Annotated in this window: 30 protein-coding genes and 1 tRNA gene; 23 read left to right on the top strand and 8 right to left on the bottom strand. The window is 63.4% G+C overall.

Translation table 11 applies throughout. The features are described from left to right. The first annotated feature begins 111 nt into the window (after positions 1-111). The 13 genes from mnmG to AC1D02_RS09020 all read left to right on the top strand — a co-directional run bounded on the left by mnmG (position 112) and on the right by AC1D02_RS09020 (position 11820). The gene (gene mnmG, locus AC1D02_RS09080) at positions 112-2043 is read left to right on the top strand and encodes a tRNA uridine-5-carboxymethylaminomethyl(34) synthesis enzyme MnmG (protein ID WP_477315912.1); all 1932 of its coding nucleotides are present in this window, start codon (positions 112-114) and stop codon (positions 2041-2043) included. Further along, positions 2040-2696 (top strand): 16S rRNA (guanine(527)-N(7))-methyltransferase RsmG, encoded by a 657-nt coding sequence (gene rsmG / locus AC1D02_RS09075; protein ID WP_477315910.1) that lies wholly within the window; start codon positions 2040-2042, stop codon positions 2694-2696. The genes mnmG and rsmG overlap by 4 nt, the downstream gene beginning before the upstream one ends. A 114-nt stretch (positions 2697-2810) precedes the next feature. Then, positions 2811-3581: a ParA family protein gene (locus tag AC1D02_RS09070; RefSeq protein ID WP_477315908.1), complete on the top strand. Its 771-nt coding sequence runs from the start codon at positions 2811-2813 to the stop codon at positions 3579-3581. A gap of 30 nt (positions 3582-3611) precedes the next feature. Next, positions 3612-4496: a ParB/RepB/Spo0J family partition protein gene (locus AC1D02_RS09065; RefSeq protein ID WP_477315906.1), complete on the top strand. Its 885-nt coding sequence runs from the start codon at positions 3612-3614 to the stop codon at positions 4494-4496. A gap of 282 nt (positions 4497-4778) precedes the next feature. Next, positions 4779-5117 (top strand): ATP synthase subunit I, encoded by a 339-nt coding sequence (locus AC1D02_RS09060; RefSeq protein ID WP_477315904.1) that lies wholly within the window; start codon positions 4779-4781, stop codon positions 5115-5117. Between the two features lie 2 nt (positions 5118-5119). Continuing rightward, a complete protein-coding gene (gene atpB, locus AC1D02_RS09055; RefSeq protein ID WP_477315902.1) occupies positions 5120-6004 on the top strand; it encodes a F0F1 ATP synthase subunit A in 885 nt (294 codons plus the stop codon). 69 nt (positions 6005-6073) lie between these two features. After that, a complete protein-coding gene (gene atpE, locus AC1D02_RS09050) occupies positions 6074-6316 on the top strand; it encodes a F0F1 ATP synthase subunit C (RefSeq protein ID WP_305507232.1) in 243 nt (80 codons plus the stop codon). Positions 6317-6388: 72 nt separating this feature from the next. Further along, positions 6389-6859 (top strand): F0F1 ATP synthase subunit B, encoded by a 471-nt coding sequence (locus AC1D02_RS09045; protein WP_477315900.1) that lies wholly within the window; start codon positions 6389-6391, stop codon positions 6857-6859. Between the two features lie 2 nt (positions 6860-6861). After that, complete coding sequence (locus AC1D02_RS09040) at positions 6862-7395, top strand: F0F1 ATP synthase subunit delta (protein ID WP_477315898.1); 534 nt, start codon at positions 6862-6864, stop codon at positions 7393-7395. 62 nt (positions 7396-7457) lie between these two features. Continuing rightward, the gene (gene atpA, locus AC1D02_RS09035) at positions 7458-8999 is read left to right on the top strand and encodes a F0F1 ATP synthase subunit alpha (RefSeq protein WP_477315896.1); all 1542 of its coding nucleotides are present in this window, start codon (positions 7458-7460) and stop codon (positions 8997-8999) included. Between the two features lie 59 nt (positions 9000-9058). Continuing rightward, the gene (gene atpG, locus AC1D02_RS09030; RefSeq protein WP_477315894.1) at positions 9059-9934 is read left to right on the top strand and encodes a F0F1 ATP synthase subunit gamma; all 876 of its coding nucleotides are present in this window, start codon (positions 9059-9061) and stop codon (positions 9932-9934) included. Positions 9935-9966: 32 nt separating this feature from the next. After that, positions 9967-11367 carry a F0F1 ATP synthase subunit beta gene (gene atpD, locus AC1D02_RS09025; RefSeq protein WP_477315892.1) on the top strand — a complete coding sequence of 467 codons (1401 nt, stop codon included), beginning with the start codon at positions 9967-9969 and terminating at the stop codon, positions 11365-11367. Positions 11368-11397: 30 nt separating this feature from the next. Further along, positions 11398-11820: a F0F1 ATP synthase subunit epsilon gene (locus tag AC1D02_RS09020; RefSeq protein WP_477315890.1), complete on the top strand. Its 423-nt coding sequence runs from the start codon at positions 11398-11400 to the stop codon at positions 11818-11820. A gap of 106 nt (positions 11821-11926) precedes the next feature. Here AC1D02_RS09020 and AC1D02_RS09015 read toward each other — a convergent pair whose 3' ends face one another. Next, the gene (locus AC1D02_RS09015) at positions 11927-12541 is read right to left on the bottom strand and encodes a peptidoglycan recognition protein family protein (protein WP_477315888.1); all 615 of its coding nucleotides are present in this window, start codon (positions 12539-12541) and stop codon (positions 11927-11929) included. Positions 12542-12716: 175 nt separating this feature from the next. Here AC1D02_RS09015 and AC1D02_RS09010 point away from each other — a divergent pair, with 175 nt between their 5' ends. The 4 genes from AC1D02_RS09010 (at position 12717) to AC1D02_RS08995 (ending at position 16838) form a co-directional block, all read left to right on the top strand. Continuing rightward, complete coding sequence (locus tag AC1D02_RS09010) at positions 12717-13751, top strand: S41 family peptidase (RefSeq protein ID WP_477315886.1); 1035 nt, start codon at positions 12717-12719, stop codon at positions 13749-13751. Between the two features lie 41 nt (positions 13752-13792). Continuing rightward, positions 13793-15472 (top strand): serine hydrolase, encoded by a 1680-nt coding sequence (locus tag AC1D02_RS09005; protein ID WP_477315884.1) that lies wholly within the window; start codon positions 13793-13795, stop codon positions 15470-15472. Between the two features lie 107 nt (positions 15473-15579). After that, positions 15580-16011 (top strand): CoA-binding protein, encoded by a 432-nt coding sequence (locus AC1D02_RS09000; protein WP_477315882.1) that lies wholly within the window; start codon positions 15580-15582, stop codon positions 16009-16011. Further along, positions 16008-16838 carry a PPK2 family polyphosphate kinase gene (locus AC1D02_RS08995; RefSeq protein WP_477315880.1) on the top strand — a complete coding sequence of 277 codons (831 nt, stop codon included), beginning with the start codon at positions 16008-16010 and terminating at the stop codon, positions 16836-16838. Before AC1D02_RS09000 ends, AC1D02_RS08995 begins: the two co-directional genes overlap by 4 nt. 98 nt (positions 16839-16936) lie before the next feature. Here the strand turns inward: AC1D02_RS08995 and AC1D02_RS08990 are convergent, their stop codons facing one another. Next, entirely contained in the window at positions 16937-18292 is a 1356-nt protein-coding gene (locus AC1D02_RS08990; protein WP_477315878.1) for an HD-GYP domain-containing protein, read from the bottom strand. Between the two features lie 130 nt (positions 18293-18422). Here AC1D02_RS08990 and AC1D02_RS08985 point away from each other — a divergent pair, with 130 nt between their 5' ends. After that, a complete protein-coding gene (locus tag AC1D02_RS08985; protein ID WP_477315876.1) occupies positions 18423-19013 on the top strand; it encodes a glutathione peroxidase in 591 nt (196 codons plus the stop codon). A 26-nt stretch (positions 19014-19039) separates the two neighbouring features. On the opposite strand, the gene pabB is transcribed toward AC1D02_RS08985, so the two are convergent. From pabB to AC1D02_RS08970, 3 genes are all read right to left on the bottom strand, one after another. Next, on the bottom strand, positions 19040-20857 hold the full coding sequence (gene pabB, locus AC1D02_RS08980; RefSeq protein WP_477315874.1) for an aminodeoxychorismate synthase component I: 1818 nt from the start codon (positions 20855-20857) through the stop codon (positions 19040-19042). Between the two features lie 107 nt (positions 20858-20964). Continuing rightward, a complete protein-coding gene (gene slmA, locus AC1D02_RS08975; RefSeq protein ID WP_477315872.1) occupies positions 20965-21543 on the bottom strand; it encodes a nucleoid occlusion factor SlmA in 579 nt (192 codons plus the stop codon). Between the two features lie 32 nt (positions 21544-21575). Next, the gene (locus tag AC1D02_RS08970; protein WP_477315870.1) at positions 21576-22304 is read right to left on the bottom strand and encodes a pyrimidine 5'-nucleotidase; all 729 of its coding nucleotides are present in this window, start codon (positions 22302-22304) and stop codon (positions 21576-21578) included. Between the two features lie 34 nt (positions 22305-22338). Here AC1D02_RS08970 and AC1D02_RS08965 point away from each other — a divergent pair, with 34 nt between their 5' ends. Continuing rightward, positions 22339-23208, top strand: a complete 870-nt coding sequence (locus AC1D02_RS08965; RefSeq protein WP_477315868.1) for a TraB/GumN family protein — start codon at positions 22339-22341, stop codon at positions 23206-23208. Between the two features lie 22 nt (positions 23209-23230). On the opposite strand, the gene AC1D02_RS08960 is transcribed toward AC1D02_RS08965, so the two are convergent. Together AC1D02_RS08960 and argB are read right to left on the bottom strand one after the other, a co-directional pair. Then, positions 23231-23305, bottom strand: a tRNA-Thr gene (locus AC1D02_RS08960). A 35-nt stretch (positions 23306-23340) separates the two neighbouring features. Further along, complete coding sequence (argB, locus tag AC1D02_RS08955) at positions 23341-24267, bottom strand: acetylglutamate kinase (protein WP_305507212.1); 927 nt, start codon at positions 24265-24267, stop codon at positions 23341-23343. Positions 24268-24380: 113 nt separating this feature from the next. Between argB and AC1D02_RS08950 the strand changes: the two genes are divergently transcribed. The 4 genes from AC1D02_RS08950 to AC1D02_RS08935 are packed head-to-tail and all read left to right on the top strand — an operon-like array spanning position 24381 to position 25610. Next, complete coding sequence (locus AC1D02_RS08950) at positions 24381-24944, top strand: sigma-70 family RNA polymerase sigma factor (RefSeq protein ID WP_477315866.1); 564 nt, start codon at positions 24381-24383, stop codon at positions 24942-24944. 11 nt (positions 24945-24955) lie between these two features. Beyond that, complete coding sequence (locus AC1D02_RS08945) at positions 24956-25153, top strand: zf-HC2 domain-containing protein (protein WP_477315864.1); 198 nt, start codon at positions 24956-24958, stop codon at positions 25151-25153. Further along, positions 25072-25347 (top strand): cysteine-rich CWC family protein, encoded by a 276-nt coding sequence (locus AC1D02_RS08940; protein ID WP_477315862.1) that lies wholly within the window; start codon positions 25072-25074, stop codon positions 25345-25347. Before AC1D02_RS08945 ends, AC1D02_RS08940 begins: the two co-directional genes overlap by 82 nt. Further along, a complete protein-coding gene (locus tag AC1D02_RS08935) occupies positions 25344-25610 on the top strand; it encodes a SemiSWEET transporter (protein ID WP_477315860.1) in 267 nt (88 codons plus the stop codon). Before AC1D02_RS08940 ends, AC1D02_RS08935 begins: the two co-directional genes overlap by 4 nt. 136 nt (positions 25611-25746) lie before the next feature. On the opposite strand, the gene AC1D02_RS08930 is transcribed toward AC1D02_RS08935, so the two are convergent. Continuing rightward, a complete protein-coding gene (locus AC1D02_RS08930) occupies positions 25747-26964 on the bottom strand; it encodes an extracellular catalytic domain type 1 short-chain-length polyhydroxyalkanoate depolymerase (RefSeq protein ID WP_477315858.1) in 1218 nt (405 codons plus the stop codon). Between the last annotated feature and the right edge of the window lie 8 nt (positions 26965-26972).

The raw sequence follows: 26972 nt of genomic DNA, 5'->3' as shown, positions 1-26972 counted from the left end.
TCCACGTGGAACATCGTTGTTCCCCGTATCGCTAATCTGGCGGCGAAAGAGTCGTCGAGGCAAAAAGACTCTATAATCTGGCCTCACACTCCCTCGCTTTACGCTTCCAACATGCTATTTCCAACTGAATTCGACGTGATCGTCGTCGGCGGCGGTCACGCCGGCACCGAAGCCGCCCTCGCTTCTGCCCGTATGGGTCAGAAGACTTTGTTGCTCACGCATAACATTGAGACGCTGGGCCAGATGTCCTGCAACCCGTCGATCGGCGGCATCGGCAAGGGCCACCTGGTCAAGGAAGTCGATGCGATGGGCGGGGCGATGGCGATTGCAACGGACGAGGCGGGCATCCAGTTCCGTATCCTCAACTCGTCCAAGGGTCCTGCCGTGCGCGCCACGCGGGCCCAGGCCGACCGCATCCTGTACAAGGCGGCGATCCGTGCTCGCCTGGAAAACCAGCCGAACCTGTGGCTGTTCCAGCAGGCGGTGGACGACCTGATGATCGAAGGCGACCGCGTGGTCGGCGCCGTCACCCAGATCGGCCTCAAGTTCCGCGCGCGCGCCGTGGTGCTGACGGCCGGAACTTTCCTCGACGGAAAGATCCACGTCGGCCTGCAGTCGCACTCGGCCGGCCGCGCGGGCGACCCGCCTGCGATCTCGCTGTCGGCGCGCCTGAAGGAGCTGAAGCTGGGGCAGGGCCGTCTGAAGACCGGCACGCCGCCGCGCATCGACGGCCGCTCGATCGATTTCTCGGTCATGAGCGAGCAGCCGGGCGACCTCGACCCGGTGCCGGTGTTCTCGGTGATGGGTAACGCCGCGATGCATCCGAAGCAGATCCCTTGCTGGATGACGCACACCAACGCGTGCACCCATGACATCATCCGTGCCGGCCTCGACCGCAGCCCGATGTACACCGGCGTCATCGAAGGGGTGGGGCCGCGCTATTGCCCATCGATCGAAGACAAGATCCACCGCTTCGCCGGCAAGGACTCGCACCAGATTTTCCTCGAGCCGGAAGGCCTGACCACCCACGAGTTCTACCCGAACGGGATCTCGACCAGCCTGCCGTTCGACGTCCAGATCGACCTGGTGCGCTCGATGAAGGGCATGGAGAACGCTTTCATCCTGCGTCCCGGCTACGCCATCGAATACGATTATTTCGACCCGCGCGGCCTGAAAACATCGCTGGAAACCAAGGCGATCGGCGGCCTGTTCTTCGCCGGCCAGATCAACGGCACCACCGGCTACGAGGAAGCGGCGGCGCAGGGCATGCTCGCCGGAATCAACGCGGCGCGCCTGACCCAGGGCCGCGACGCCTGGGTACCGGGCCGCTCCGAGGCCTACCTGGGCGTGCTGGTCGACGACCTGACCACCCAGGGCGTGGCCGAGCCCTACCGCATGTTCACCAGCCGCGCGGAGTTCCGCCTGAGCCTGCGTGAAGACAATGCCGACATGCGCCTGACCGAAATCGGCCGCGAACTGGGCGTGGTGGGCGATGCCCAGTGGGCTGCGTTCGAGGCCAAGCGCGAGGCCGTTGCGCGCGAACTGGAACGCCTGCGCTCGACTTGGGTGAATCCGCGCATCCTCGCCGCTGCGGAATCCGAGCGCGTGATCGGCCAGGCCATCGAGCGCGAATATTCGCTCGCCGACCTGCTGCGCCGCCCGGGCGTGGAGTACGACAAGCTGATGGGAATGACCGGCGTCGATGGCCAGGCGCTGGCCGGCCCGGGCGTCATTGACGCCGCCGTGCGCGAGCAGATCGAGATCCAGCTGAAGTATGCCGGATACATCGACCGCCAGGCGAAAGAGGTCCAACGCCACGATCACTACGAAAACCTGAAGCTGCCGGCCGACTTCAACTACCTCGACATCGGCGCCCTGTCGATCGAAGTGCGCCAGAAGCTCGACAAGCAGCGTCCGGAAACATTGGGCCAGGCATCAAGAATTTCCGGGGTGACACCTGCCGCGATCTCGCTTTTGCTGGTACATTTGAAGAAACGCGGTGCCAAAGGATTTACCACCCTCAACGAGGAGCTGGCTCAATGAAGTTTTTCGACCGCGCAGTCCTTTCAAAAGCATTAGCAGACGGCATCAAAGATTTAAAGCTGGACCTGGATGAGAAACAGCACGAACAGCTGCTCGATTACTTGGCGCTGCTGTTCAAGTGGAATTCAGTCTATAACCTGACCTCGGTGCGCGACCCGATGCAGATGGTCACGCACCACCTGCTCGATTCGCTGGCCGCGGTGCCGGCCTTCGACGGCGCGCGGAACGTGCTCGACGTCGGGGCAGGGGGCGGCTTGCCGGGCATCGTGCTGGCCATCGCCAGGCCGGGCATGAAGGTGTCGCTGATCGACACGGTGCACAAGAAAACTGCATTCCTCAAGCAAGTGAAGGCCGAACTGGGCCTGGCCAACGTCACGGTGTACACGGCCAAGGTACAGGAAGTGCAGGTGCCGCAGCAGTTCGACGTGATCACTTCGCGCGCCTTCGCCGACCTGTCCGATTTCGTCAACTGGTCGGGGCATCACCTGGCCGAGGGCGGGAAATTCATCGCCCTCAAAGGGGTGGCGCCGCCGGACGAGCAGGAGCGGCTGCCAGGCGAGTGGAAAGTAAGCGAATTGCGGCCTTTGCAGGTGCCGGGGCTAAATGCGGAGCGGCACCTGGTATTCATCGATCGGTCCGGCCAAACCGGATAAATCATATAAACCGTATAAATGGTTTATACCAGATATACCGAATAAATCGTTAATACGATTTTGATAGTATAAATGGTATAAATCGATTTTCTTGCGTCGACTATAAGAACATACATGGCCAAAATTTTTTGCGTAGCAAACCAGAAGGGCGGAGTAGGCAAGACCACTACCAGCGTCAACCTGGCGGCGGGGCTGGCGAAGCTGGATCAACGGGTGCTGCTGGTCGACCTCGACCCGCAGGGCAATGCGACGATGGGCGCCGGCATCAACAAGGCCGGCCTGAAGGCGTCGACGTATGAAGTGCTGCTGGGCGAGGCCGATGTCGACACGGCGCGCCAGCGTTCCGAGTCGGGCCGCTTCGACGTGCTGCCGTCGAACCGCGAGCTGGCCGGCGCCGAAGTCGAGATGGTCGAACTGGAGCAGCGCGAGCGGCGCCTGAAGGACGCGCTGGCCGTGGTCGACGCGGAGTACGACTTCATCCTGGTCGACTGCCCGCCCGCGCTGTCGATGCTGACGCTGAACGGCCTGTGCGCCGCGCACGGCGTGATCATTCCGATGCAGTGCGAGTACTACGCGCTCGAAGGCCTGTCCGACCTGGTTAACACGATCAAGAAGGTGCACGCGAACCTGAATCACGATTTGAAGATCATCGGACTGCTGCGGGTGATGTTCGATCCCCGCATGACGCTGTCGCAGCAGGTGTCGGCGCAGCTCGAGCAGCACTTCGGCGACAAGGTATTCAAGACCATCATCCCGCGCAACGTGCGCCTGGCGGAGGCGCCGTCGTACGGCGTGCCTGGCGTGGTGTTCGACCCGTCCTCGAAAGGCGCGCAGGCGTACGTGGCCTTCGGCGCCGAGATGGTCGACCGCATCAAATCAATGTAATCCACAGAATGTAAGAGAGAAACACGAATCATGGCGACCAAAAAACTCAAGGGCCTCGGCCGCGGCCTCGAAGCGCTGCTCGGCGGCGATGGCGATTTCACCCAGCAGCCGGCCGACGCCGGCTCGCCGTCCTCGCTGCCGGTGTCGCAGCTGCAGGCCGGTAAGTACCAGCCGCGCACACGCATGGACGAAGGCGCGCTGAACGAACTGGCGGCGTCGATCAAGAGCCAGGGCATCATGCAGCCGGTGCTGGTGCGCCCGGTCGGCAACGACGGCAGCGTGATGCGCTACGAGATCATTGCCGGCGAGCGCCGCTTCCGCGCGGCGCAGCTGGCGGGCCTCGAGACCATCCCGGTGCTGGTGCGCGAAGTCGACGACCAGGCCGCCGCGGCGATGGCGCTGATCGAAAACATCCAGCGCGAAGATTTGAATCCGCTGGAAGAGGCGCAGGGCATTCATCGCCTGATCGACGATTTCCATTTCACCCACGAGCAGGCCGCGCACGCGGTCGGGCGTTCGCGTTCGGCGGTGTCGAACCTGCTGCGCCTGATGAACCTGGCGCAACCGGTGCAAACCATGCTGATGGCCGGCGACATCGACATGGGCCACGCGCGCGCGCTGCTGGCAGTCGATGCGGCCACCCAGATCAGCCTGGCGAGCCAGGTCGTTGCGAAACGGCTGTCGGTGCGCGAGACCGAGAAGCTGGTGACCCGCACGATGGAGGAAGCGGTGAATCCGCCGACGCCGCGCAACAAAGAGAAGTCGGGCGACATCACGCGCCTGGAAGAAGAGCTGTCCGACAAGCTGGCCACGCCGGTGCTGTTCAAGATGGGCACGAAGGGCCGCGGGCAGATGATCATCGACTTTGCCGACCTCGACATTCTCGACGGCGTCCTCGCCCGCCTGCGCGCTTAAGTTCAAAACGGGGCCAGGTCCGCAGGACCAGACCCCATTTTCATTTCCCCAACCCCATTCTGCTGCTCCGCGTCATTGACCCCGGGCAAGATTGTGCCTTTCCGGAACATTGCCCAATCTTGTTCGCACCGCAACGGTTCAACCGTGGTATTTGAGGTGTTTTACGCATCTTTCAAGTGCGTCAACGTTTGACGCGTATGTGCATAAACCTTATAATCCCGCTGATTCACGCAATTCCGCCACACGCAACGCAGCTTTTCGACGCTGAAAAAAGAACAAAAAATGTTGCGCATAGTTTCCCTGCAATTGATGGCAACAGTAGTCGCCGGCGCCATCGCCTGGCTACTGGCGGGCTGGCCTGCGATGTTTTCTGCAATGCTGGGCGGGTTTTGCTGTGTCGTTCCCAACGGTCTGTTTGCATTGCGCCTGTTCGCCAATGCCCGCAAACCGGGCGGGGCGAACCCGATGACGTTCATGATCGGTGAATTTATCAAGATTGCATTGACGGTGGCGCTGCTTGGCGCGACCGCATGGCTGTACCGCGATTTGAACTGGCTCGCACTGATTTGCGGCTTCATCGTGGCACTGAAAAGTTACATCATCTTATTGTTTAGGCGCTAGACATGACTACTGAAACCGTGGCGGCAGCAGCACACCCGGCAGCCGAGCATACGCTCACTGCAGGGCAATACATCACCCACCACCTGGGGCACCTGCGCTCGGCGCCCCAACCCGGCATCATCGATTTCCACGTCATCAACTACGACACCATCCTGTGGTCCGTGCTGATGGCCGTGCTGGCCTTCGCCCTGCTGCGCATGGCCGCAACGCGCGCCACGTCCGGCGTGCCGACCCGCTTCCAGGCCGCGATCGAATCGCTGGTCGAGCTGGTCGAGGACCAGTCGAAAGCCATCGTCCACGGCGACCGCAGCTTCATCGCCCCGCTGGCGTTGACCGTGCTGGTCTGGGTCATCCTGATGAATTCGATGGACTTCCTGCCGGTCGACCTGTTCGCCTCGATCTTCCGCTCCATGGGCATCCATAACGCCGAGGGCCACGAGCCCTTCTTCCGCGTGGTACCGACCGCCGACCTGAACGGCACCTTCGGCATGGGCCTGGTGGTATTCGCCTGCATGATTTACTACGGCGTCAAGATCAAGGGCGGCGGCGGCTTCGTGCACGAGCTGTTCACCGCGCCGTTCGGCAAGCACCCGGCGCTGTGGATTTTCAACTTCGGCCTGAACCTGATCGAATACGCGGCCAAGACCGTTTCGCTGTCGATGCGACTTTTCGGCAACATGTTTGCCGGCGAATTGCTGTTCCTGCTGATCGCCCTGCTTGGCGCCACCTGGGTCGGTTTCACTACCCAGAGCGTCGCGCTGGCCGGCCTGCAGGTCTTGCTGGGCACGGGCTGGGCGCTGTTCCACCTGCTGATCGTGCCGCTGCAAGCGTTCATTTTCATGATGCTGACGCTGGTGTACATCGGCCAGGCGCATGAAGGGCATTAAGTTTTAATTGTAGGTCCTAGTTTTTTTATCTTAACGTTTTACTTTTTTTGATTATTTAAGGAGTTTTTGATGACTAACATCGCTTTCGTAGCACTGGCTTGCGGCTTGATCATTGGTTTGGGTGCTATCGGTGCATGTATCGGTATCGGCATCATGGGCGGTAAGTTCATCGAAGCTTCGGCACGTCAGCCAGAACTGATGAACACCCTGCAGACCAAGATGTTCCTGCTGGCTGGTCTGATCGACGCTGCGTTCCTGATCGGCGTTGGTATCGCGATGATGTTTGCGTTCTCCAGCCCATTCCCTGCGTAAGCGGTAGTTCTCAAGGGCCGGGCTTTGCGCTTGCGCGGGCCCGGCATACGTCATTCTGAGAAGGAAAATGCTGTGAACTTAAATTCGACAATGTTTGTCCAGGCGATCGTCTTCCTGATCCTGGCATTTTCGATCGCCAAATTCGTGTGGCCGCCGATCATGGGCGCGCTCGATGCACGTGCGAAAAAAATCGCTGAAGGCCTCGCCGCCGCCGACCAGGGCAAACTGGCCATGGCTGCCGCCGAGAAGCGTGTCGCCGCCGAACTGGCCGGCGCCCGCGACGAAGGCCAGAAACGCATCGCCGACGCCGAGAAGCGCGCACAGATGGTGGCCGACGAGATCAAGGCCAACGCCAACGCCGAAGCGGCGCGCATCATTGCGCAAGCCAAGGCCGACGCCGAGCAGCAAGTGACCAAGGCCCGCGAAGAACTGCGCGCGCAAGTTGCCGGCCTCGCCGTCAAGGGCGCCGAGCAGATCCTCAAGCGCGAAGTGAACGCATCGGCCCACGCCGACCTGCTGTCGCAACTGGCTACCGAGCTGTAATCATGGCAGAACTCGCAACCGTCGCCCGTCCCTACGCCGAAGCGCTGTTCCGCGTCGCCCAAACCGGCGACATGGCAGCGTGGTCCGGTCTCGTGTCCGAACTGGGCAACATCGGCGTCAATGCGGATGTGCAGGCTTTCGCCCGCAATCCGAACGTGACGCCGGCCCAGGTCAACGACACGTTCGCGTCGCTGGTCAAGTCGCCGCTGGGCGCTGAAGCCAAAAACTTCATCGCCATGCTGATCGAAAACCGCCGCGTATCGCTGCTGCCGGAGATCGCCGCGCAATTCGCTGTGCTGAAAAACGCCCAGGAAGGCGCCGCCGACGCCAGCATCATCAGCGCGTTCGACATGTCGAGCGCCCAGGTCAGCGACCTGGTCGCCACGCTGGAAAAGAAATTTGGCCGCAAGCTCAACCCAACGGTGACAGTGGATCCATCGCTGATCGGTGGTGTGCGCGTGGTCGTCGGTGATGAAGTGCTCGATACCTCGGTACGCGCCAAGCTGCAACAGATGAATGTTGCGCTGGCGTCGTAACGCTCGCACACACCGGCGCCTCGCCTCTTGCCCTACGCATCAAGAAACTATTAGGAGTTAGCATGCAACTTAACCCATCTGAAATCAGCGAACTGATCAAGAGCCGGATCCAGGGCCTCGAAGGTTCCGCTGAAGTTCGTAATCAAGGCACGGTTATCTCCGTGGCCGACGGTATCTGCCGTATCCATGGTCTGTCGGACGTGATGCAGGGCGAGATGCTGGAATTCCCGGGCAACACCTTCGGCCTGGCGATGAACCTCGAGCGCGACTCGGTCGGCGCCGTGATTCTGGGTGCTTACGAGCACATCTCGGAAGGCGACACCGTCAAGACCACCGGCCGCATCCTGGAAGTGCCGATCGGTCCTGAACTGAAGGGCCGCGTGGTCAACGCGCTGGGCCAGCCGATCGACGGCAAGGGTCCTGTCAACGCGCAGATGACCGCGCCGATCGAAAAGATCGCCCCGGGCGTGATCGCCCGCCAGTCCGTGTCGCAGCCTATGCAGACCGGCCTGAAGTCGATCGACTCGATGGTACCTATCGGCCGCGGCCAGCGCGAACTGATCATCGGCGACCGCCAGACCGGTAAATCGGCTGTCGCGATCGATGCGATCATCAACCAGAAGGGCCAGAACATGACGTGTATCTACGTCGCGATCGGCCAGAAGGCATCGACCATCAAGAACATCGTGCGCTCGCTCGAGACGCACGGCGCGATGGAATACACCATCGTCGTCGCCGCATCGGCTTCCGAGTCGGCAGCGATGCAGTACATCAGTCCGTACTCGGGTTGCGCCATGGGCGAATACTTCCGCGACCGCGGCGAAGACGCACTGATCGTCTACGACGACCTGTCGAAGCAAGCCGTCGCTTACCGCCAGATTTCGCTGCTGCTGCGCCGTCCACCAGGCCGCGAAGCCTACCCTGGCGACGTGTTCTACCTGCACAGCCGCCTGCTCGAGCGCGCAGCACGCGTGAACCCGGACTACGTCGAGAAGTTCACCAACGGCGCCGTGACCGGCAAGACCGGTTCGCTGACCGCACTGCCGATCATCGAAACCCAGGCTGGCGACGTCTCCGCCTTCGTTCCGACCAACGTGATCTCGATTACCGACGGCCAGATCTTCCTGGACACCTCGCTGTTCAACTCGGGTATCCGTCCTGCGATTAACGCCGGTATTTCGGTGTCGCGCGTCGGTGGCGCCGCCCAGACCAAGGTCATCAAGAACCTGTCCGGCGGTATCCGTACCGACCTTGCCCAGTACCGTGAACTGGCGGCGTTCGCGCAGTTTGCTTCGGACCTGGACGAGTCGACCCGCAAGCAGCTCGACCGTGGCGCGCGCGTCACCGAACTGCTCAAGCAGGCTCAGTACTCGCCGCTGTCGATCTCGCTGATGGCCGTGTCGCTGTTCGCCGTGAACAAGGGCTTCTTCGACGACGTCGCCGTCAACAAGGTTCTGGCCTTCGAAGCCGGCCTGCACGGCTACATGAAGACCAAGCAAGCTGCCCTCCTGGCCAAGATCGAAGAGACCAAGCAACTGGACAAGGATGGCGAAGCTGCCATGGCTGCCGCGGTTGCTGACTTCAAGAAATCCGGCGCATATTAATTGGTTTTCCGGCGCTGAGTAGTCGGCGGCGCCGGATAGCGCAAAAGGAGTAAGGACTCATGGCATCAGGCAAAGAGATTCGAGGCAAGATCAAGAGCGTAGAGAATACGAAGAAGATCACCAAGGCGATGGAAATGGTCGCCGCATCGAAAATGCGCAAGGCGCAGGATCGTATGCGGGCCGCCCGTCCCTACAGTGACAAGATTCGGAACATCGCCGCCAACCTGGCCTCTGCGAATCCGGAATACACCCACCCGTTCATGGCGCAAGCCAAGGGCGGCGAGGCGAAGGCAGTTGGCTTCATCGTCGTCACGACCGACAAGGGTCTGTGCGGCGGCATGAACACCAACGTGCTGCGGATGATGACGCAGAAAACGCGCGAGCTGGAAGCAGCTGGCAACAAGATTGAAGCGGTTGCCATTGGCAACAAGGGTTTGGGTTTTTTGAATCGGGTAGGGATCCGGGTCGTGTCGCATGCGATCCAGATCGGCGACACGCCGCACCTGGAAAAGTTGATCGGACCGGTCAAGGTCATGCTCGACGAGTACCAGGAAGGCAAGCTCGACGCCGTCTACCTGTGCTACACCAAGTTCATTAACACGATGAAGCAGGAGCCAATGGTGGAGCAGTTGCTGCCGCTGTCGGCCGACAAGCTCGAAGGCGACAAGGGTAATCACTCTTGGGACTACATCTACGAGCCGGAAGCGCAAACCGTGATCGATGAACTGCTGGTGCGCTATGTAGAAGCGCTGGTGTACCAGGCGGTCGCTGAAAACCTCGCATCCGAGCAGTCGGCGCGAATGGTCGCGATGAAAGCGGCAAGCGACAATGCCGGTAGCGTCATTGGCGAGCTGAAACTGGTCTACAACAAGACCCGCCAGGCAGCGATTACCAAAGAACTCTCCGAGATCGTCGCCGGTGCGGCAGCGGTCTAAACCCGAATTAATTAAATATTGAAGGAACGAACATGGCTGATGGCAAAATCGTTCAGTGTATCGGCGCTGTGGTGGACGTTGAGTTCCCACGCAATGCAATGCCGAAAGTCTTCGACGCACTGAAAATGGCAGGCTCCGAACTGACCCTGGAAGTACAACAGCAGCTGGGCGACGGCATTGTCCGTACCATTGCGCTGGGTAGCTCCGACGGTCTGCGTCGCGGCATGGCAATCCAGAACACCGGCAAGCCAATCATGGTACCGGTCGGCAAAGCAACGCTGGGCCGCATTCTGGACGTGCTGGGCAATCCGATCGACGAGTGCGGCCCTGTGTCGCACGAGCAGACCGCATCGATCCACCGCGTCGCTCCTGCGTACGACGAACTGTCGCCGTCGCAAGACCTGCTGGAAACCGGCATCAAGGTGATCGACCTGGTGTGCCCGTTCGCCAAGGGCGGTAAAGTCGGCCTGTTCGGCGGCGCCGGCGTGGGCAAGACCGTCAACATGATGGAACTGATCAACAACATCGCCAAGGCACACTCGGGCGTGTCCGTGTTTGCCGGCGTCGGTGAGCGTACCCGCGAAGGTAACGACTTCTACCACGAGATGGCCGATGCCAAAGTGGTCGACCTCGAGAACCCGGAGAATTCGAAAGTGTCGATGGTCTACGGCCAGATGAACGAGCCGCCAGGTAACCGTCTGCGCGTCGCGCTGACCGGCCTGACGATCGCCGAATCGTTCCGTGACGAAGGCAAAGACGTTCTGTTCTTCGTGGACAACATCTACCGCTTCACGCTGGCCGGTACCGAAGTATCCGCACTGCTGGGCCGTATGCCTTCCGCAGTGGGTTACCAGCCTACCCTGGCCGAAGAGATGGGCCGCCTGCAAGAGCGCATCACCTCGACCAAGACCGGTTCGATCACCTCGATCCAGGCCGTGTACGTGCCAGCGGACGATTACACCGATCCATCGCCAGCAACCACCTTCGCTCACCTGGACTCGACCGTTGCCCTGTCGCGTGACATCGCCTCGCTGGGTATCTACCCTGCGGTCGATCCGCTCGACTCGACCTCGCGCCAGCTGGATCCATTGGTCGTCGGCCAGGAACACTACGACACCGCGCGCGCTGTCCAGGGTACCCTGCAGCGCTACAAGGAACTGCGCGACATCATCGCGATTCTGGGCATGGACGAGCTGGCTCCTGAAGACAAGCTGCTGGTCGCACGTGCACGTAAGATGCAGCGTTTCCTGTCGCAGCCATTCCACGTCGCTGAAGTGTTTACCGGTTCGCCAGGCAAGTACGTTTCGCTGAAAGACACGATCAAGGGCTTCAAGATGATCGCGTCGGGCGAGCTGGACCACCTGCCGGAGCAAGCGTTCTACATGGTTGGCACGATCGAAGAAGCAATCGAAAAAGCCAAGAAGCTCGGTTAATTCGGCTCCTTCACAGCGATAGGACAACACATGGCAAACACTATTCACGTTGACGTTGTATCGGCCGAAGCCCTGATTTTTTCGGGCGAAGCCGAGTTCGTCGCGTTGCCGGGTGAAGCGGGTGAGCTGGGGATTTATCCCAAGCACACCCCGCTGATCACGCGCATCAAGCCGGGTGCTGTACGGATCAAGGTAGTCGGCCGCGAAGAAGAAGAGTTCGTCTTCGTCGCGGGCGGCCTCCTGGAAGTGCAGCCGAACGCGGTGACGGTCCTGGCCGATACCGCGATTCGCGGGCATGACCTTGACGAAGCAAAAGCGCTGGAAGCCAAGAAGATGGCCGAAGAGCTGATGGTCAACAAGGACTCGAAGATCGACTACGCGAAAGCGCAGGCTGAGCTGGCAACCGCCATCGCTCAGCTGGCCGCGATCGCCAAGCTGCGCCACAAGAAGTAATTGTCGCGCACGCAAAAAGAAAGGCAGCTTCGGCTGCCTTTTTTCGTTTTGGGGCGTGCGCGTCAACCCCGGGGTCAGGTCCGTCGGACCTGACCCCAGTCCTTCGTCAGCGGCTCTGGGCCAGCCGCAGCGCCACCTTCTGACGGAAGTAACCGCTTTGCAGGTAGGCGTACAGGTTGACGCCCGGGCACACCGTCTGCGCCGAAAAATCCTTGTGTCCGGCGATCTTGTCGATCGACACGTCATACTTCTTAGCCAGCAGCGCCATCAGGTCGACCACGGCATCGAGCTGCTTCTGGTTCGGCTGCACTTCCTCGAAATTGCCCACCACCTCGATCAGCGCATGGCCCTTGGGGTCGTATTCCGTGTTGGTGTCGCCCGCATACTCCAGCTTGCGGCCTTCGTAGATCTTGCCGTCCAGGTCGATGATGTAGTGGTACGGAATATCGAGCCAGTGCTTGGTGGCGCGCGACCAGGTTTGCAGGTTGCGCAGGTAGGCGACCGGGTCCTTCCCCTGCGGGAACGGCTCGCCCTGGTGATGCAGCGTGATGTGGGTGATGTCCTGCTTGCGCGCCAGCGCCGGATCGGCCGGCGTGCCGCCCCACGCTGCGACCGGCACGATGCGCTGCTGGACCTCGGCCAGGGTCGGCGCCGCGAAGGCGACGGCGGGAAGCAGCAGGGCGCCGAACAGCGCGCGGGAGAGATGGGAAATCGGTGTCATTGGGTAAGGCTCCTGTCAGAGGCCGCTATCTTTTCACGTTTCGGCCGCCGCCGCCATTGCTCCCCGCATTTTGGCCATTAAACCCGCCAAAAGCGCATCCTGTCGCATTTTTAATATTTACAAAAAAGACTCATCTATAGTCAGGCTCTTCCCCATCCATTCGAAGGAGACGCCCGTGTTCAAACTTTCCGCAATCTGCATCGCCACGCTGAGCCTGGTGCTGGCGCCGGCCATTTTCGCCCAGGACGCGCCGGCCGCCGATGCCGCCGCCCATGCGCCGGCGATGGACGCCGCCGCGCGCGCCCAGGTCATCGATGCGCTGGCGCGCCAGATGAATGCCTACTATGTGTTTCCGGACGTCGCCGCCAAGGTCGAGGTCGCACTGCGCGCCAAGCAGCAGCGCGGCGGCTATGACGCCCTGGTGCGCGCGCAGGACTTGGCGGAGGCGCTGACCGCCGACGTGCGCGCCGTCGCCAACGACCTCCACCTGCGCGTACGCGCCAGCGAGACGCCGATGCCGCCCGAGCCAGCCGGCGATAAGGCCGGCCCTCAGCCCGACGAGGCGCGCATGCTGGCGCGCATGAAAGAGGTGAACTACGGACTGGGCGCCGTCGAAAAGTTGCCCGGCAATATCGGATACCTGGAGGTGCGCGGCTTCGCCCCCGCGAAATATACCGAACAGGCGTTCGCCGACGCGATGACGCAGCTGGCCGATTGCGATGCCCTGATCTTCGACCTGCGCCGCAATGGCGGCGGCGACCCAGCCGGCGTCGCCTTGCTGAGCAGCTACCTGTTCGACGCGCGCACTCATCTCAACGACCTGTACTGGCGCGAGGGCGACCGCACCGAGGAGTTCTGGACCCGCACCGACGTGCCGGGCAAGAAGTTCGGCCAGCGCAAGCCGGTGTATGTGCTGACCAGCGCGAAGACCTTTTCCGGCGGCGAAGAGTTCAGCAACAACCTCAAGGTGCTCCAGCGCGCAACCCTGATCGGCGAAACCACCGGCGGCGGCGCCAATCCCGGCGGCAGCCGCCAACTGACCCCGTATTTCAGCGCGTTCATACCGGGCGGCCGCGCCATCAACCCGATCACCAAAACCAACTGGGAGCACACAGGTGTGACGCCGCACGTGCAGGTAACCGCGGCCGACGCCCTGGCGGTGGCGCAAAAAATGGCCAAGGAGAAGCTCGCGGCGGCCGGCGGCAGGTGATTCGTTTCAAAAACAGACAGACAACCCTGAAGGAGCAGTCCATGTTCAAACTCACCAGCACCTGCATCGCCGCACTGATCCTGTTGCAAACACCGTACTGCGCCGCCCAGGCCGCGCCGGCCGCGGCCGTCGTCGACCAGTCGCTGGCCGCCCGCATCGACGCCGGCATCGCGCCTTACTTCAAGGCCGACGAGCCGGGCGTCACCGTGATCGTCACCAAGGACGGCAAGACGGTGTTCCGCAAGGCCTACGGCATGGCCAACACGGCGAAACGCGTGCCGCTGACGCCCGACACCGTGCTGCGCCTCGGCTCGATCACCAAGCAGTTCACCTCCACCGCGATCCTGATGCTCGCCGAGGAAGGAAAGCTGTCGGTGTCCGACGAGATCGGCAAATACCTGCCGGGCTACCCGACCAACGGCAAGAAAATCACCATCGAGCACCTGCTGAACCACACGTCCGGCATCGTCAGCTACACCAGCAAGCGCAGCTTCATCGAGAACATCGGCAAGGACATGACCGTGACCGAGATGATCGACTCGTTCAAGAACGATCCGCTCGATTTCGAGCCGGGCTCGAAGTGGAAATACAACAATTCCGGCTACTTCCTGCTGGGCGCGATCATCGAGAAAGTGTCGGGCATGCCGTACGCGCGCTTCATCGAGCAGCGTATTTTCGTTCCCCTCCACATGGATAACACCGCCTACGAGGGCTATGAGCCTGGCACGGCGCCCAAAGCGGCCGGCTACACCGCCTCCGGCAAGCAGTTCGGGCCGAATCTCGTGGTCAGCATGACCCAGCCATACGCGGCCGGTGCCCTGGTCTCGACGGTCGACGACCTGGCGCGCTGGGACGCGGCGGTGTCGTCCGGCAAGCTGCTGAAAGCGGCCAGCTGGCAGCAGGCGTTCACGCCCGCCATCATTCCTGGCGGCGCGCCGACCAATTACGGCTACGGCTGGCAGACCGGCACGCTGCGCGGCGTGCCGACCATCCACCACGGCGGCAGCATCAACGGCTTCAAGACCTTCGCGATGCGCGTCCCGAGCGAGCATGTCTACGTTGCGGTCCTGAGCAATTCGGATTCTGGCCTGATGACGCCGGACGTGATTGCGGAAAAGGCCGCGGCCCACGCGATCGGCAAGCCGTTCCCGCAGTTTTCGGCGATCCAGCTCGATCCGAAGGCGCTGGAAGCATTCACTGGCGCCTACAAGATCAACGACAAGGAGACGCGCATTTTCCGCGTCGATGGCGGCAAGCTGATCATGCAGCGCAGCGGCCGCAGCAGCATGGAAGTGCTGCCGTATTCGGCCAAAGGCGTGTTCATTCCGAAGCTGCACGATTATTTCGAGTTCGAGCGCGACGCGACCGGCGCCGTAACCGGGCTGACGCAGTACAGCGGCGACACGGTCAACGTGCAGCCGCGGGTAGGGGCGGTGCCGGCGGATCCGCAGATGGTCAAGGTGGCGCCGGCGGTGCTGGACGGCTACATCGGGCGCTACCAGGTGACGCCGCAGATGGTGATCAACATTTCGCGCGATGGCGACCGGCTGTACGGCCAAGCGCAGGGCCAGCCGGCGTTCGAACTGTTCGCCATGAGCGACACGCTGTTTTTCGTGCGCGAGGTCGATGCGCAGGTGCGCTTCGGCAAGGCCGACGACGGCTCGCCGCAGCTGGTGCTGAGCCAGAACGGCCGCAACATGCCCGGCAAGAAGCTCAACTGATCGGCACGATGGGGACTCGGCGTCCCGGTCTTCCTCTCAGCGTCGCGCCCCATTTCTTGACGAACTGCTACGCTTGGGACTTCCCCACATCGCAGAAACTCGCCGTCATGAAATCGATTCCCCAGATTCTGCAGCAAGCCCGCACCATCGCCGTCGTCGGCCTGTCTTCAAAGCCCGAGCGCCCCAGCCTGGAAGTGGCCACTTACTTGCAGCGCCACGGCTACCGCATCGTCCCGGTTAATCCGTCCTACGCCGGCCGCCAGATCCTCGGCGAGACGGTCTATCCCGATTTGCGCTCGGCCGCCACTGCGCTGGCCGGCACGCGCATCGACGTCGTCGAATGCTTCCGCAAGTCCGAGGACATCCTGCCCATCGCACGCGACGCCGTCGCGATTGGCGCCGGCTGCCTGTGGATGCAGCTCGGCATCGAGAACCAGGAAGCGGCCGACCTCGCCGGCGCGGCCGGCCTCGACGTGGTGATGAACCACTGCATGAAACTCGAGCACCTCAAACTGAGCGATACAGCGGAGCCATCATGAAAACACGCGAACGCCTGCGCGCAGGCAAGAACTTCAAGGTCCGCGAGGAAGACGCCGACGACAAGCCCTTGCGCGACGACGGCAACGGCGACTCCAAAAGCGAGATCAAGCAGGACGAGCGCGAACTGACCGAGCAGCTGACCGACAAGATCGCCGTGCTGCAGGAGATGCTGTACGCGCAGCGCAAGCACAAGCTGCTGCTGGTGCTGCAAGGCATGGACACCTCCGGCAAGGACGGCACCATCCGCGCGCTGTTCAGCCGCATCAACCCGATGGGCCTGAACGCGGTCGGCTTCAAGGCGCCGACCCAGGCCGAACTGGCGCACGATTTCCTGTGGCGCATCCATCCCTACGTTCCCGGCTGGGGCGAGATCACCATCTTCAACCGCAGCCATTACGAGGACGTGCTGGTCACCGTGGTGCAGGGCATCATCGACGACAAGGAATGCAAGCGGCGCTACCAGCAGATTCTCGACTTCGAGCGCATGCTGGCCGAATCGGGCACCTTGATCGTCAAAGTGTTCCTGCACATTTCGAAGGAGGAGCAGCGGCAGCGCCTGCAGGAGCGACTGGATGATCCGGACAAGCAATGGAAATTCGATCCGAACGACCTGGTGCAGCGCAAGAAATGGGACGAGTACCAAAACGCCTACCAGAGGGCGATCGCGGCGACCGACACCGACCACGCGCCGTGGTACGTGATTCCTGCCAACTCCAAGACCCACCGCAACCTGCTGATTTCGACTTTGCTGCTGGAAGTGCTGCAGGACTTGAACCTGTCGTTCCCGAAGGCCGACCCGGCCTTGGCCAAGCTGAAGGTGGAGTAGCAAGGCTGGTCTTCCTGCGAAGGCGGGAGCCTATGGTGAATTCGCTCCAGCGACACTGCTTGCTCAGCATGGGTACCAGCCTGCGCTGGTACGACAGGCTAGCTGACGTAGGCAAGACTGCCGGCAAACGACGCCGGCAGGCGCGCCGACAGCTTCGGCATCGGCGCATCCTTGGCCTCGTGCGCCAGCGGGCCGTCCGAGTCGTCGTCGAGCAGCCCGATCAATCCGGCGAACAGCGCCTTCTCGTCCGGCGAGCCGGCCGAATGCAGCGCCAGGTCGCGCGCGATGTCGCGCAGGCGCCACTGGATCTCGCGCGTAGCCACCGATTTTTCGAACAGCAGCACGCCGTCGTCGATCAGGCCGATGTCGTGGCTCAGCCCGGTGCTGATGAAGGCGCGCTGGATCGATTCGATGCGCGCCAGCATCTGGCCCAGCATGTCCACCGAGTGCGGCGACTTGGCGCCCGGGCCTGCCAGCACTTCCTCTCCCAGGTCGAGCGCGGCGGCGATGCGGCGGTGCAGCCGCTGCGGCCCCTCGACCCCGTTGAGTTCTTCTTGTGCGGCGGGCGCATGGCGCACGTCCTGGCGCAGCGCGCCGGAAATGGCCGACACCAGCTCGCGCGCATGCTCGCCCGGCACGATCTTGAGCGCCAGTTCGGCGCGTTCGAGCGGATGGTCCTTGCCCAGCACGCCTGCGATCATCTCGGCCACCAGCACCGCCTGTCCGGCCGCGCTGATGCGCTTGCCTGGCGTCCGGCGCGGATAGCCAGTGCCGTCGCAGCGTTCATGGTGCTCGGCGATCGCGCGCGCCACCGAGGGCGGATAATCGGCCAGCTCGGCGACCAGCATCTGGCCGAGGCGCGGATGGACCACCAGTTGCGCCCACTCGTGGGGCGCGAGGCGCTTGCCCGGCTCCAGCCAGGCCGGCGCGATGTACAGCTCGCCGATATCGTGCAGCAGTCCGGCCAGGCCCGCGGCGCGCTGCTCGGCGGCCGGCAGGCCCAGTGTGGCGGCCATCGCCAGCGACAGCAGGCTGACGCTGACGGCGTGCTCGAGTGCCTGCGGGCTCTCGTGGTCCACCAGCGTCAGCAGCATGCGCATCGGATCGTTGAATGTCATCGCGGCCAACAGCTCCAGCGGCGCCGTGGCGCCGGCCGCGCGCAGGATGCGTCTGACCGGCACGCTGGTGTCGATGATGCGCGTGGCCGTCCGCACCACCAGGCCGGTGTCGACCGCATTCTCGACCCGCAGCGACGATTCGATGGTCTTCTTCAGCTTGCGGCCGGCCAGCGCGTCGAAATGCTCGGCCTGCAGATGCACGCCGTTCGCCGCCAGCACCGCGCCATGCACGTCGACAATATCCTGGGTCGCCGTGATGCGCCGCGTCCGGGCCAGCTGCGCCAGCTTGCGCAGCAGGTGTTTGTTGACGGCGGTGGCCAAGCGGACGGACGACATTGGAGGCGCTTTGGAGGAAAACTGTATTCTACCAAAGTTGCCTTATAGCATCATGTGAGTGCGCAACAAGAACGGCGGGCGAAATTGACATAGAATGAACTCCCGCCAACCCCACCGTATGGAAAAGAACATGTTCAAGACCTCCGCCATTGCCGCGCTGTCCCTCGCCGCCGTCATGCTGTCGGGCGCGCCCGCCGTCGCTTTTGCGCAGGCGCCCGCCGTCGCGCCGGCCGCGGCGAGCTGCCCGGCCATCCTGCATCAATCGTTCAACCGCCTGCAGGACGAGGCGCCGCAGGACCTGTGCCAATATTCCGGCAAGGTGGTGCTGGTGGTGAACACGGCCAGCTACTGCGGCTTCACCAACCAGTACGAAGGCCTGGAGAAGCTGTACGCCAAGTACAGCAAGCAAGGCCTGGTGGTGCTCGGCTTCCCGTCGAACGACTTCGGCAAGCAGGAACCGGGCAGCTCGAAGGAAATCGCCGACTTCTGCTACAACACCTACGGCGTGAAGTTCCCGATGTTCGCCAAGTCGTCGGTGAAGGGCGCCGAAGCCAATCCGCTGCACGCCAGCCTGATCAAGGCCACCGGCAAAGAGCCGAAGTGGAACTTCACCAAGTACCTGATCGACCGCAAGGGCAACGTGATCGAATACTTCCCGAGCAAAGTGACGCCGGAAGACAAGCAGCTGGTCAGCAAGATCGAAGCCGCGCTCGGCTCCTGACGCGGCAGCGACCTGACCGTTTTCGGCTACATCAGGTAAGCGCGCAGCGGCCCGCGCAGCGCGTTGCACACCATGATGTCCTCGGCGCTTTCCAGCATCGCGCGCGTGATGACGGATTCGCTGGCCTTCCACGCCGGCGCCTCCAGCAGCACCGACCGCATCACGCCGGGCAGCACGCCGCACGCCAGCGGCGGCGTCAGCCAGCGCCCGTTCACGCGCACGAACACGTTCGACCGGCCGCCTTCGGCAAGCTCGCCGCGCTCGTTGAAAAACAGGGTGTCGAAGCCGCCCTCGGCCTCCGCCTCGCGCCACGCCGCGTCGTAACGCGAACGGATGCTGGTCTTGTGGCGCGCAAACAGGTCGTCGGCGCGCACCGCCTCGTCCGCCACCAGCAGGCCTACCGGCTCTGACAGCGCGGTCAGGGGCCCCGACAGCACCGTAAACTGGCCGGCCTGGCCGAGCGCAAGCCGCAGGCGGTAGCGCAGTCCGGGCTGGAAGCCGGCGCAGGCCGCGTCCAGTGCGGCGGTCGCCGCCTGTTCGTCGAACGGAAAGCCGAAGTAGCGCGCCGACGCGGCCATCCGCGCCAGGTGAAGATCGGGATGGCGCACGCCGTCGTCGTGGTCGGCGCGCATCGTCTCGAAAATCTCGAACTCGTTGGCCAGGCCGGTGAGGAAGCGCGCCTTCAGCTGGCACTCGGCGTATTCCTCGACCGGGTCGCTGTCGTACACGATGCCGGCGCCCACGCCCATCTCGCCCGCGCGCACGCCGCCGGCTTCCGGCTGCAAGGTCAGGGTGCGGATCGGCACCGACATGCAGAAGTCGCCGAACGCCTGGCCCGCCGCCGGCGGATCGAACCAGCCGATCGCGCCGGTGTAGATGCCGCGCGGCGCCGGCTCGATTTCGCGGATGATCTCCATCGTGCGCCGTTTGGGGGCGCCGGTGATCGAGCCGCACGGGTACAGCGCCGTGAAGATTTCGGCCAGCGTTGCATCGCCGCGCAATTGCGCCTTCACCGTCGACGTCATCTGCAGCACGCTGCTGTAGCGCTGCACGTCGAACAGCGCCGACACTTCCACGCTGCCGGTCTGCGCAACCCGTCCCAGGTCGTTGCGCAGCAGGTCGACGATCATCAGGTTTTCGGCGCGGTTCTTGGTGTCGGCGGCCAGCGCGCCTGCGCGGCGCGCATTCTCCGCGTCGTCCGCCGCGGCAGGCGCCGTGCCCTTCATCGGCCGCGCCATCAGCTCGCCGCCGGCGTGGCGGATGAACAGTTCGGGCGACAGCGAGAGCAGGGCGCCGCCGTCCGGCAGCGCCACCAGCGCGCCATACGGCACCGGCTGGCGCGCGCGCAGGCGGGCGTACAGCGCGTGCACGCTGCCGAACGCGTCGAAGCGCAGGCGGTAGGTGTAATTGACCTGATAGGTGTCGCCGGCGGAGATCAGCTCGTGGATGCGGTTCAGCGCCGCCGTGAAAGTGGCTTCATCTACGTTGGCGCGCACGCCGGCGATGCCGGCCGGGCCTTCGCCTGCGCGCTCCTGCAGCCAGTCATGCACCTGCTGCGCCGACAGGTGCTCGCAGCGCTTGAACAGCAGCACGCGCGCCAGCGCGCCGGGGACCGGGTGCGCATCGATGCCGAGCAGGCGGCCGCCAAGTTCGTACGTGAGCAGCGGCACCGCGTACAGGCCGTGCGCCAGCGCTTCCTGCATCTGATCGAGCACCTGTTGCCAGGAAGCTGCGTCGCTGCATTCGAGGATGTTGGCCAGTCCGGTGTACAGGCGCGAGCGCGCCGCGGCCGGATCAGCGGCGCTGGCGTCGTCAAGCAGGGCGAAACAGTGATCGAAATTCATGATGCAACGTCTAGGTTTTTGCTTGTCGTTCCAGCGAAGGCTGGAACCTATACTGCGCTGGCATTCGTGTTCAGCATGGGTTCCAGCCTACGGTGGAACGACAAACTTTACGCTGCCAGCAGCAGCGAGATTTGCAGGGCGGTGCCCTCGGTCGGATTCAGCTTGAAGCCGCTCTTGGCGAAACGGTGCCAGCGTCCGACCACGTAGCTCACCAGCAGGCTGGCGCGCGCGGCCACGTCGGCCTCGGTGCCGTGGCCCTGCGTGACCGCCAGGCGCAGCGACTGCTTGCACGCCAGTTCGACCTTGTCGTAGAACTGGTTCATGCGCAGCTGCAGGCGGTCGTCCTCGCCCACCAGCGCGTCGCCGATCAGCACCCGCGTCATGCCCGGGTTGTTCGCGCCGAAACCGAGCAGCATCTGCAGGATCGCGTGGGCCTGCCCGACGCCGCTTTCCTCGCGTTCGGAGATCTGGTTGATCAGGCCAAACACGCTCGACTCGATGAATTCGATCAGCCCTTCGAACATCTGCGCCTTGCTGGCGAAGTGGCGATACAGCGCCGCCTCCGACACCTCGAGCCGCGCCGCCAGCGCCGCCGTGGTGATCTTGTCGCCTTTCGGCTGTTCGAGCATCCCGGCCAGGGCCTGGAGGATTTGCAGTTTGCGCTGGCCCGGCTTGGTGCTTGCCATGTGATCCCGATGAAGGTTGGTTGGAACGCGGTTCAGCGCAGCCGGTGCAGGCGGGCGGGCAGCTGACGTACAGATTTTACTTTGACATCGACGTAAGCGGGGCGTTTTAGCATGCGCGGCAGCGGCGCCGTGCCGATCGGGTCGCTCATGCGCAGGTACTGGGTGATCCACACCGTGCGCACGCCAAGCTGGCTGGCGGTGCGCAGGTTGGCCAGCGTATCTTCGACCAGCACGCAGCGGTGCGCCGCGACGCCATGCCGGCGCAGCAGGCGGCGCAGCATCAGCTTCGACGGCTTGGGCCGCAGCTGGCCGTGCACGTGCATGTCTTCGATCGCCACGTGGTGCGAGAAGTGGCGCTGCAGCCCGAGATGGCGCATCACGTCGCGCGAATAGCGCTGCGGCGCATTGGTCAGCAGGATCTTGCGGCCCGGGAGCGCGCGCAGCATGCGTGCCAGCCCGCGTTCGGCGCGGATCATCTCGCGCAGGCCGGCCAGGTCGTGGGTCTCGCGCAGGAAGTCGGCCGGGCTGACCTGGTGGTGCCGGATCATGCCGAGCAAGGTGGCGCCGTAGCGCTTCCAGTAGCCCAGGCGCGCGGCGTTGACCTGCTCCGCGGTTGCCGGCGTAACGCCGTCGCCCAGCACCCGCGCGATGTAGGTGTTCATGTTCGCGCTGATCATCGGGAAGATCGCATGCGATGCGTCATGCAGCGTGTTGTCGAGATCGAACAGCCACACGAGGGGGGAACGGGTAATATTCGGCACGGGCAGCTTCAGTGTATCGATGGGAGAAAATCTAATGCGTCGTCTGATTATAGTGGTCTTCCTCGGTCTGTTCTGCCTGGCCGCGTCGGCGGCCGACCGCGGCGCGCTGTTCAAGGTGAGCGCAGGCGGGCATTCGATGTACCTGTTTGGCACCATGCACGCCGGCCTGCCCGAGTTTTATCCGCTCGAAGCGCGCATCGCCGATGCCGTCGCCGCGACGCCGACGCTGGCGCTGGAGATCGATCCCGCGATCGAACCCGCAGCGGCCGCGCGCGCGATGCAGAAATACGGACTGGCGCGTGAAGGCAGCGTGGCGCCGCCGGCGCTGGCCAAGCGTCTGGCGAAGATCCTCAGGAAGGATGGCATCGACCCCGCCTCCGTCGCGCCGCTCAAGCCGTGGATGATCGCGACCATCCTGGGGCTGCACGAATTCGGCAAGCTTGGCTACCGCGCCGACCTCGCGGTGGACTCCGAACTGGCGAAGATGGCGCGCGCCGGCAAGGCGAAAGTGGTCGAACTGGAATCGCTCGAAGCGCAGATGGCGCTGTTCGACAGCTTGCCCGAAAAAGAGCAGTGGCGCTTCCTGGAGGAGACCGTGGCGATGATCGAATCGGGCAAGAGCGCCGGCGAGGCACGCCAGCTGGCGGCGGCGTGGAGCCATGCCGACCAGCCGGCGCTGGAAGCGCTGGCGCGCAGTGTCGAAACCGACAACACCTTCTCGGGCCGCTTCATGCGCGAGGTGCTGCTCGACGGGCGCAACGGCGCGCTGGCCGACAAGCTGCAGCTGCTGCTGGCGAAGGAAGACAAGGCGGTCGCGGCGATCGGCGTTCTGCACCTGCTGGGCAAGCGAGGCGTGCCGGAACTGCTGCGCGCGCGCGGAATCGACGTCGAGCGGGTGTACTGAAGGGGGAGGGTGCTGCGGGAAGTGGTGCCCTTTACGTGGATTGAACACGTGGCCTCTCCCTTACCAAGGGAGTGCTCTACCACTGAGCTAAAAGGGCTGAAAAATAATGGCGGGAGAACCCGCCAAAATTATTTAGTGCGACCGGATCATAGTGCCAAAAGCCTGTTCGGTCAAGACTTCCAGCAGCAAGGAGTGCTCGATGCGGCCGTCGATGATGTGAACCGTGTTCACGCCCGACTTGGCAGCGTCCAGCGCCGATGAAATTTTAGGCAGCATGCCGCCGGAGATGGTCCCGTCGGCGAACATCTCGTCGATCTCGCGCGCCGACAGGTCGGTCACGAGGTTGCCCTTCTTGTCCTGCACGCCGGCGATGTTGGTCATCATGATCAGCTTTTCGGCTTTCAGGATTTCCGCGATCTTGCCGGCGACGACGTCGGCGTTGATGTTGTACGCCTGGCCATCCTGGCCGAAGCCGATCGGCGAGATGATCGGAATGAAGGCGTCGTCCTGCAGCGCCTTGACCACCGCCGGGTTGATCGCGTCGATCTCGCCGACGAAGCCGATGTCGAGGAATTCGCCCGGCTTCTCGCGGTCCGGCATCGACATGCGGCGCGCGCGGATCAAGCCGCCGTCCTTGCCGGTCAGTCCGACAGCCTGGCCGCCGTAGTGATTGATCAGCATGACGATATCCTGCTGGACTTCGCCGCCCAGCACCCACTCGACCACTTCCATGGTCTCTTCGTCGGTGATGCGCATGCCCTGCACGAAGGTGCCCTGCTTGCCGATTTTTTTCAGCGCGTTGTCGATCTGCGGTCCGCCGCCGTGCACCACGACCGGATTCATGCCCACCAGTTTCAGCAGAATCACGTCGCGCGCGAAGCCGTGCTTCAGGCGCTCGTCGGTCATTGCATTGCCGCCGTATTTGATGACGATGGTCTTGCCATGGAAATTGCGGATGTACGGCAGCGCTTCGGCCAGGATTTGCGCCTTGATCTGCGGCGAAACCGCAGCGAGGTCGTTTTGCTGTTCGGTGGTGAGAGGAGGAAGGGCAGCGGTCATGGCGGGTCCAAATTTAATTTGACGAGATTTTACAGGCAAGCGAGCCGGGACTGGGGCCATTATATGGCGATCTTGTTGTATTTTAATTCCCGATCCGCTAATGTAAGCCGGATATGAGCGCCACCCTCACACTCCACGCACAGCTGGAAGCGCTGCGGCCCCAACTTGTGAGGTTCGCACAGTTGCAACTTCGTAACGAAGCGCAGGCCGAGGATGCGGTGCAGGACGCGCTGGTCGCGGTGCTGGAAAAGCCCCATGCCTTCCGCGGCGACTCGTCGCTGCGCACCTACGTGACGGGCATCTTGAAATTCAAGATCATCGACTTGATGCGCCAGGGCGGGCGCGAGCGCCAGTTCGATGTGGACGACGCGGGCGAGGAGCTGGTCGACGCGCTGTTCGCCGCCGACGGCCACACCCGCGAGATGCCGCGCGACTGGGGCGACCCGGACGGCGCGCTGGCGCAGAAGGATTTCTTCCGCGTGCTCGAAGCCTGCCTGGACAAGCTGCCGGCGCAGGCCGCGCGGGTATTCATGATGCGCGAATGGCTCGAGTTCGACACCGACGAAATATGTAAGGAATTGTCGGTCAGCGCGTCTAATGTGTGGGTGATCCTGTACCGTGCGAGGTTGCGCCTGCGCGAATGCCTGGACCTGAACTGGTTCGGCGGCGCCACGTGAACGGAAAGACAATGGAAAAGGAACCAACCGGCTGGAAGCCGACCTGCCGCGAAGTGCACCGGCTGGTGTCGGAAGGACTGGACCGCGACTTGTCGCTGGTCGAGCGCACCCGCGTGCGCTTGCACCTGTGGGTGTGCGTGGCCTGCACGCGCTTCAGCGGCCAGATGAACCTGCTGCGCCGCGCGATGCGGCACGGGCCGCCGCGGTGAGCACCTGCGCGCGTTGCGGCGCCACGTTCGGCTGCGCGATGGCCGACGGCGGCGACCACCCGTGCTGGTGCACCGAACTGCCGGCCGCGATTCCTGTGCCCGGGCAGCCCGCTGCATGCTGGTGCCCGGCCTGCCTCAAACAACACATCGCCGAACTCGAACGAGAACGGCGCGACTCACCGGATCATGAATGAACTTTAATATCGACTACATCGGCTTTGCGGCGGCCACGCTGACTACTGTTTCGTTCGTGCCGCAAGTGCTGATGGTGTGGCGCCAGCGCGGGGCGCCGGGCATATCGACGGGGATGTACCTGACCTTCATCATCGGCATCGCGCTGTGGTTCGTGTATGGGCTGTCGCTGGGCGCCTGGCCGATCGTGCTGGCCAACGGTGTCACGTTGATGCTCGCGATGAGCATCCTCGGCATGAAGTGGTACTTCGAGAGCCGCAAATAAACCGGTTGTCGTTCCAGCGAAGGCTGGAACCCATGCTGAATATACTTGACTACGCAAGCTTTCTCAGTCTGAAGACTCAGTATGGTTCCAGCCTTCGCTGCAAGTCGTTTCCGCCAGTGGCGGGAACGACGGCGGGTTAGCGCTTGGTCTGGAAGAATCGCATCATCTCGCGGCTCGCATCCGGCCCCTTGCCATCGGTGTAGCTGCCGCGCGCGCTGCCGCCCGACCACGCATGGCCCGCGCCGTGAATCAGCCACTGCTCCGCGTGCGGCGTCCCATCCGGATGCTTGTGCACCGTGCGCGTGTACGCATGCCCGTCCGGCACCTTGCCCGGCTCGACTTCCACCTTCTTCGCCGCCTGGTGCTTCCCGCGCGCGATCAATTCATCGCCATTGGCCGGATGCACCGTCGTATCGCGGTCGCCGTGAAACACGATGATCGGAATCGCCGTCCCAGGCGCCTGCGGCTTGCCGAACCGGCCCTTCATGGCCGCCAGCGCCGACGGCAAATCGTGGGCCGACGCGAACGGCAGCCCCGAATGCACGCCGACCGCCGCATACAGCTCCGGGTACAGCGTGCCCATGATGGTCGCCATCGCGCCGCCGGCCGACAGGCCCGCCACATACACCTGGCTGTCGTCGACCTGGTGGCTGGCCATCACGTCGCGCGTGATGCCGGCGATGATCGACGGTTCGCCTTGATCGCGGGTCTGGTCGACCGCGGAGAACCAGTTCCAGCAGCGCTGCGCATTGGCCTGCTGCGACTGCGCCGGATACACCACCAGGCAGCCCATTTCCTCGGCCAGGTGGTTCATCTGCGTGCCGCTGGCGAAATCGACCGGATCCTGGGTGCAGCCGTGCAGCATGACCACCAGCGGCACTGCGTGCTTGCCGGTGTAGCTGCTCGGGACATACAGCTTGTAGCTGCGCGTGCCGGCCGCGTTGGTATGGCTGCCGTCGATGAATTGGCCCGGCAGCGCTTCGGCCGGCGCCCGTCCGCCCATCGCGCCCGCCAGGTCGAACGAGGGCATCTCGAAGTTCGGCATCTTGAATGCCGCGACGCCAGCGCCGCCGGCGCGGTCCAGGTTCGCCATCATCTCCGGCACCAGGTCGCGCATCATCGCCGCGACGTCGGGCGTGGCCGCCTGCGGTGGAGGAGGTGGAGGTGGCGCCGCAGCCTTGCTCGAAGCCGGCGGCGGATTGATGTCCCGCATAGTCGGGGCTTTGCTCGCGGCCTTGGCGGCGCCGCCTTTCAACACCTTCTGAATCGCCGACGTCGCTACGGCCGGTCCCTGCGCCAGCAGGGTGCGGGTTGCCAGGCGCATGCCGGCAAAAAGTTTGTCGTTCAGTTTCATTAGTGTTC

It is taken from the genome of Massilia sp. P1_C10 (assembly GCF_056406475.1).
This window is presented reverse-complemented; position numbering and strand designations above follow the sequence as displayed.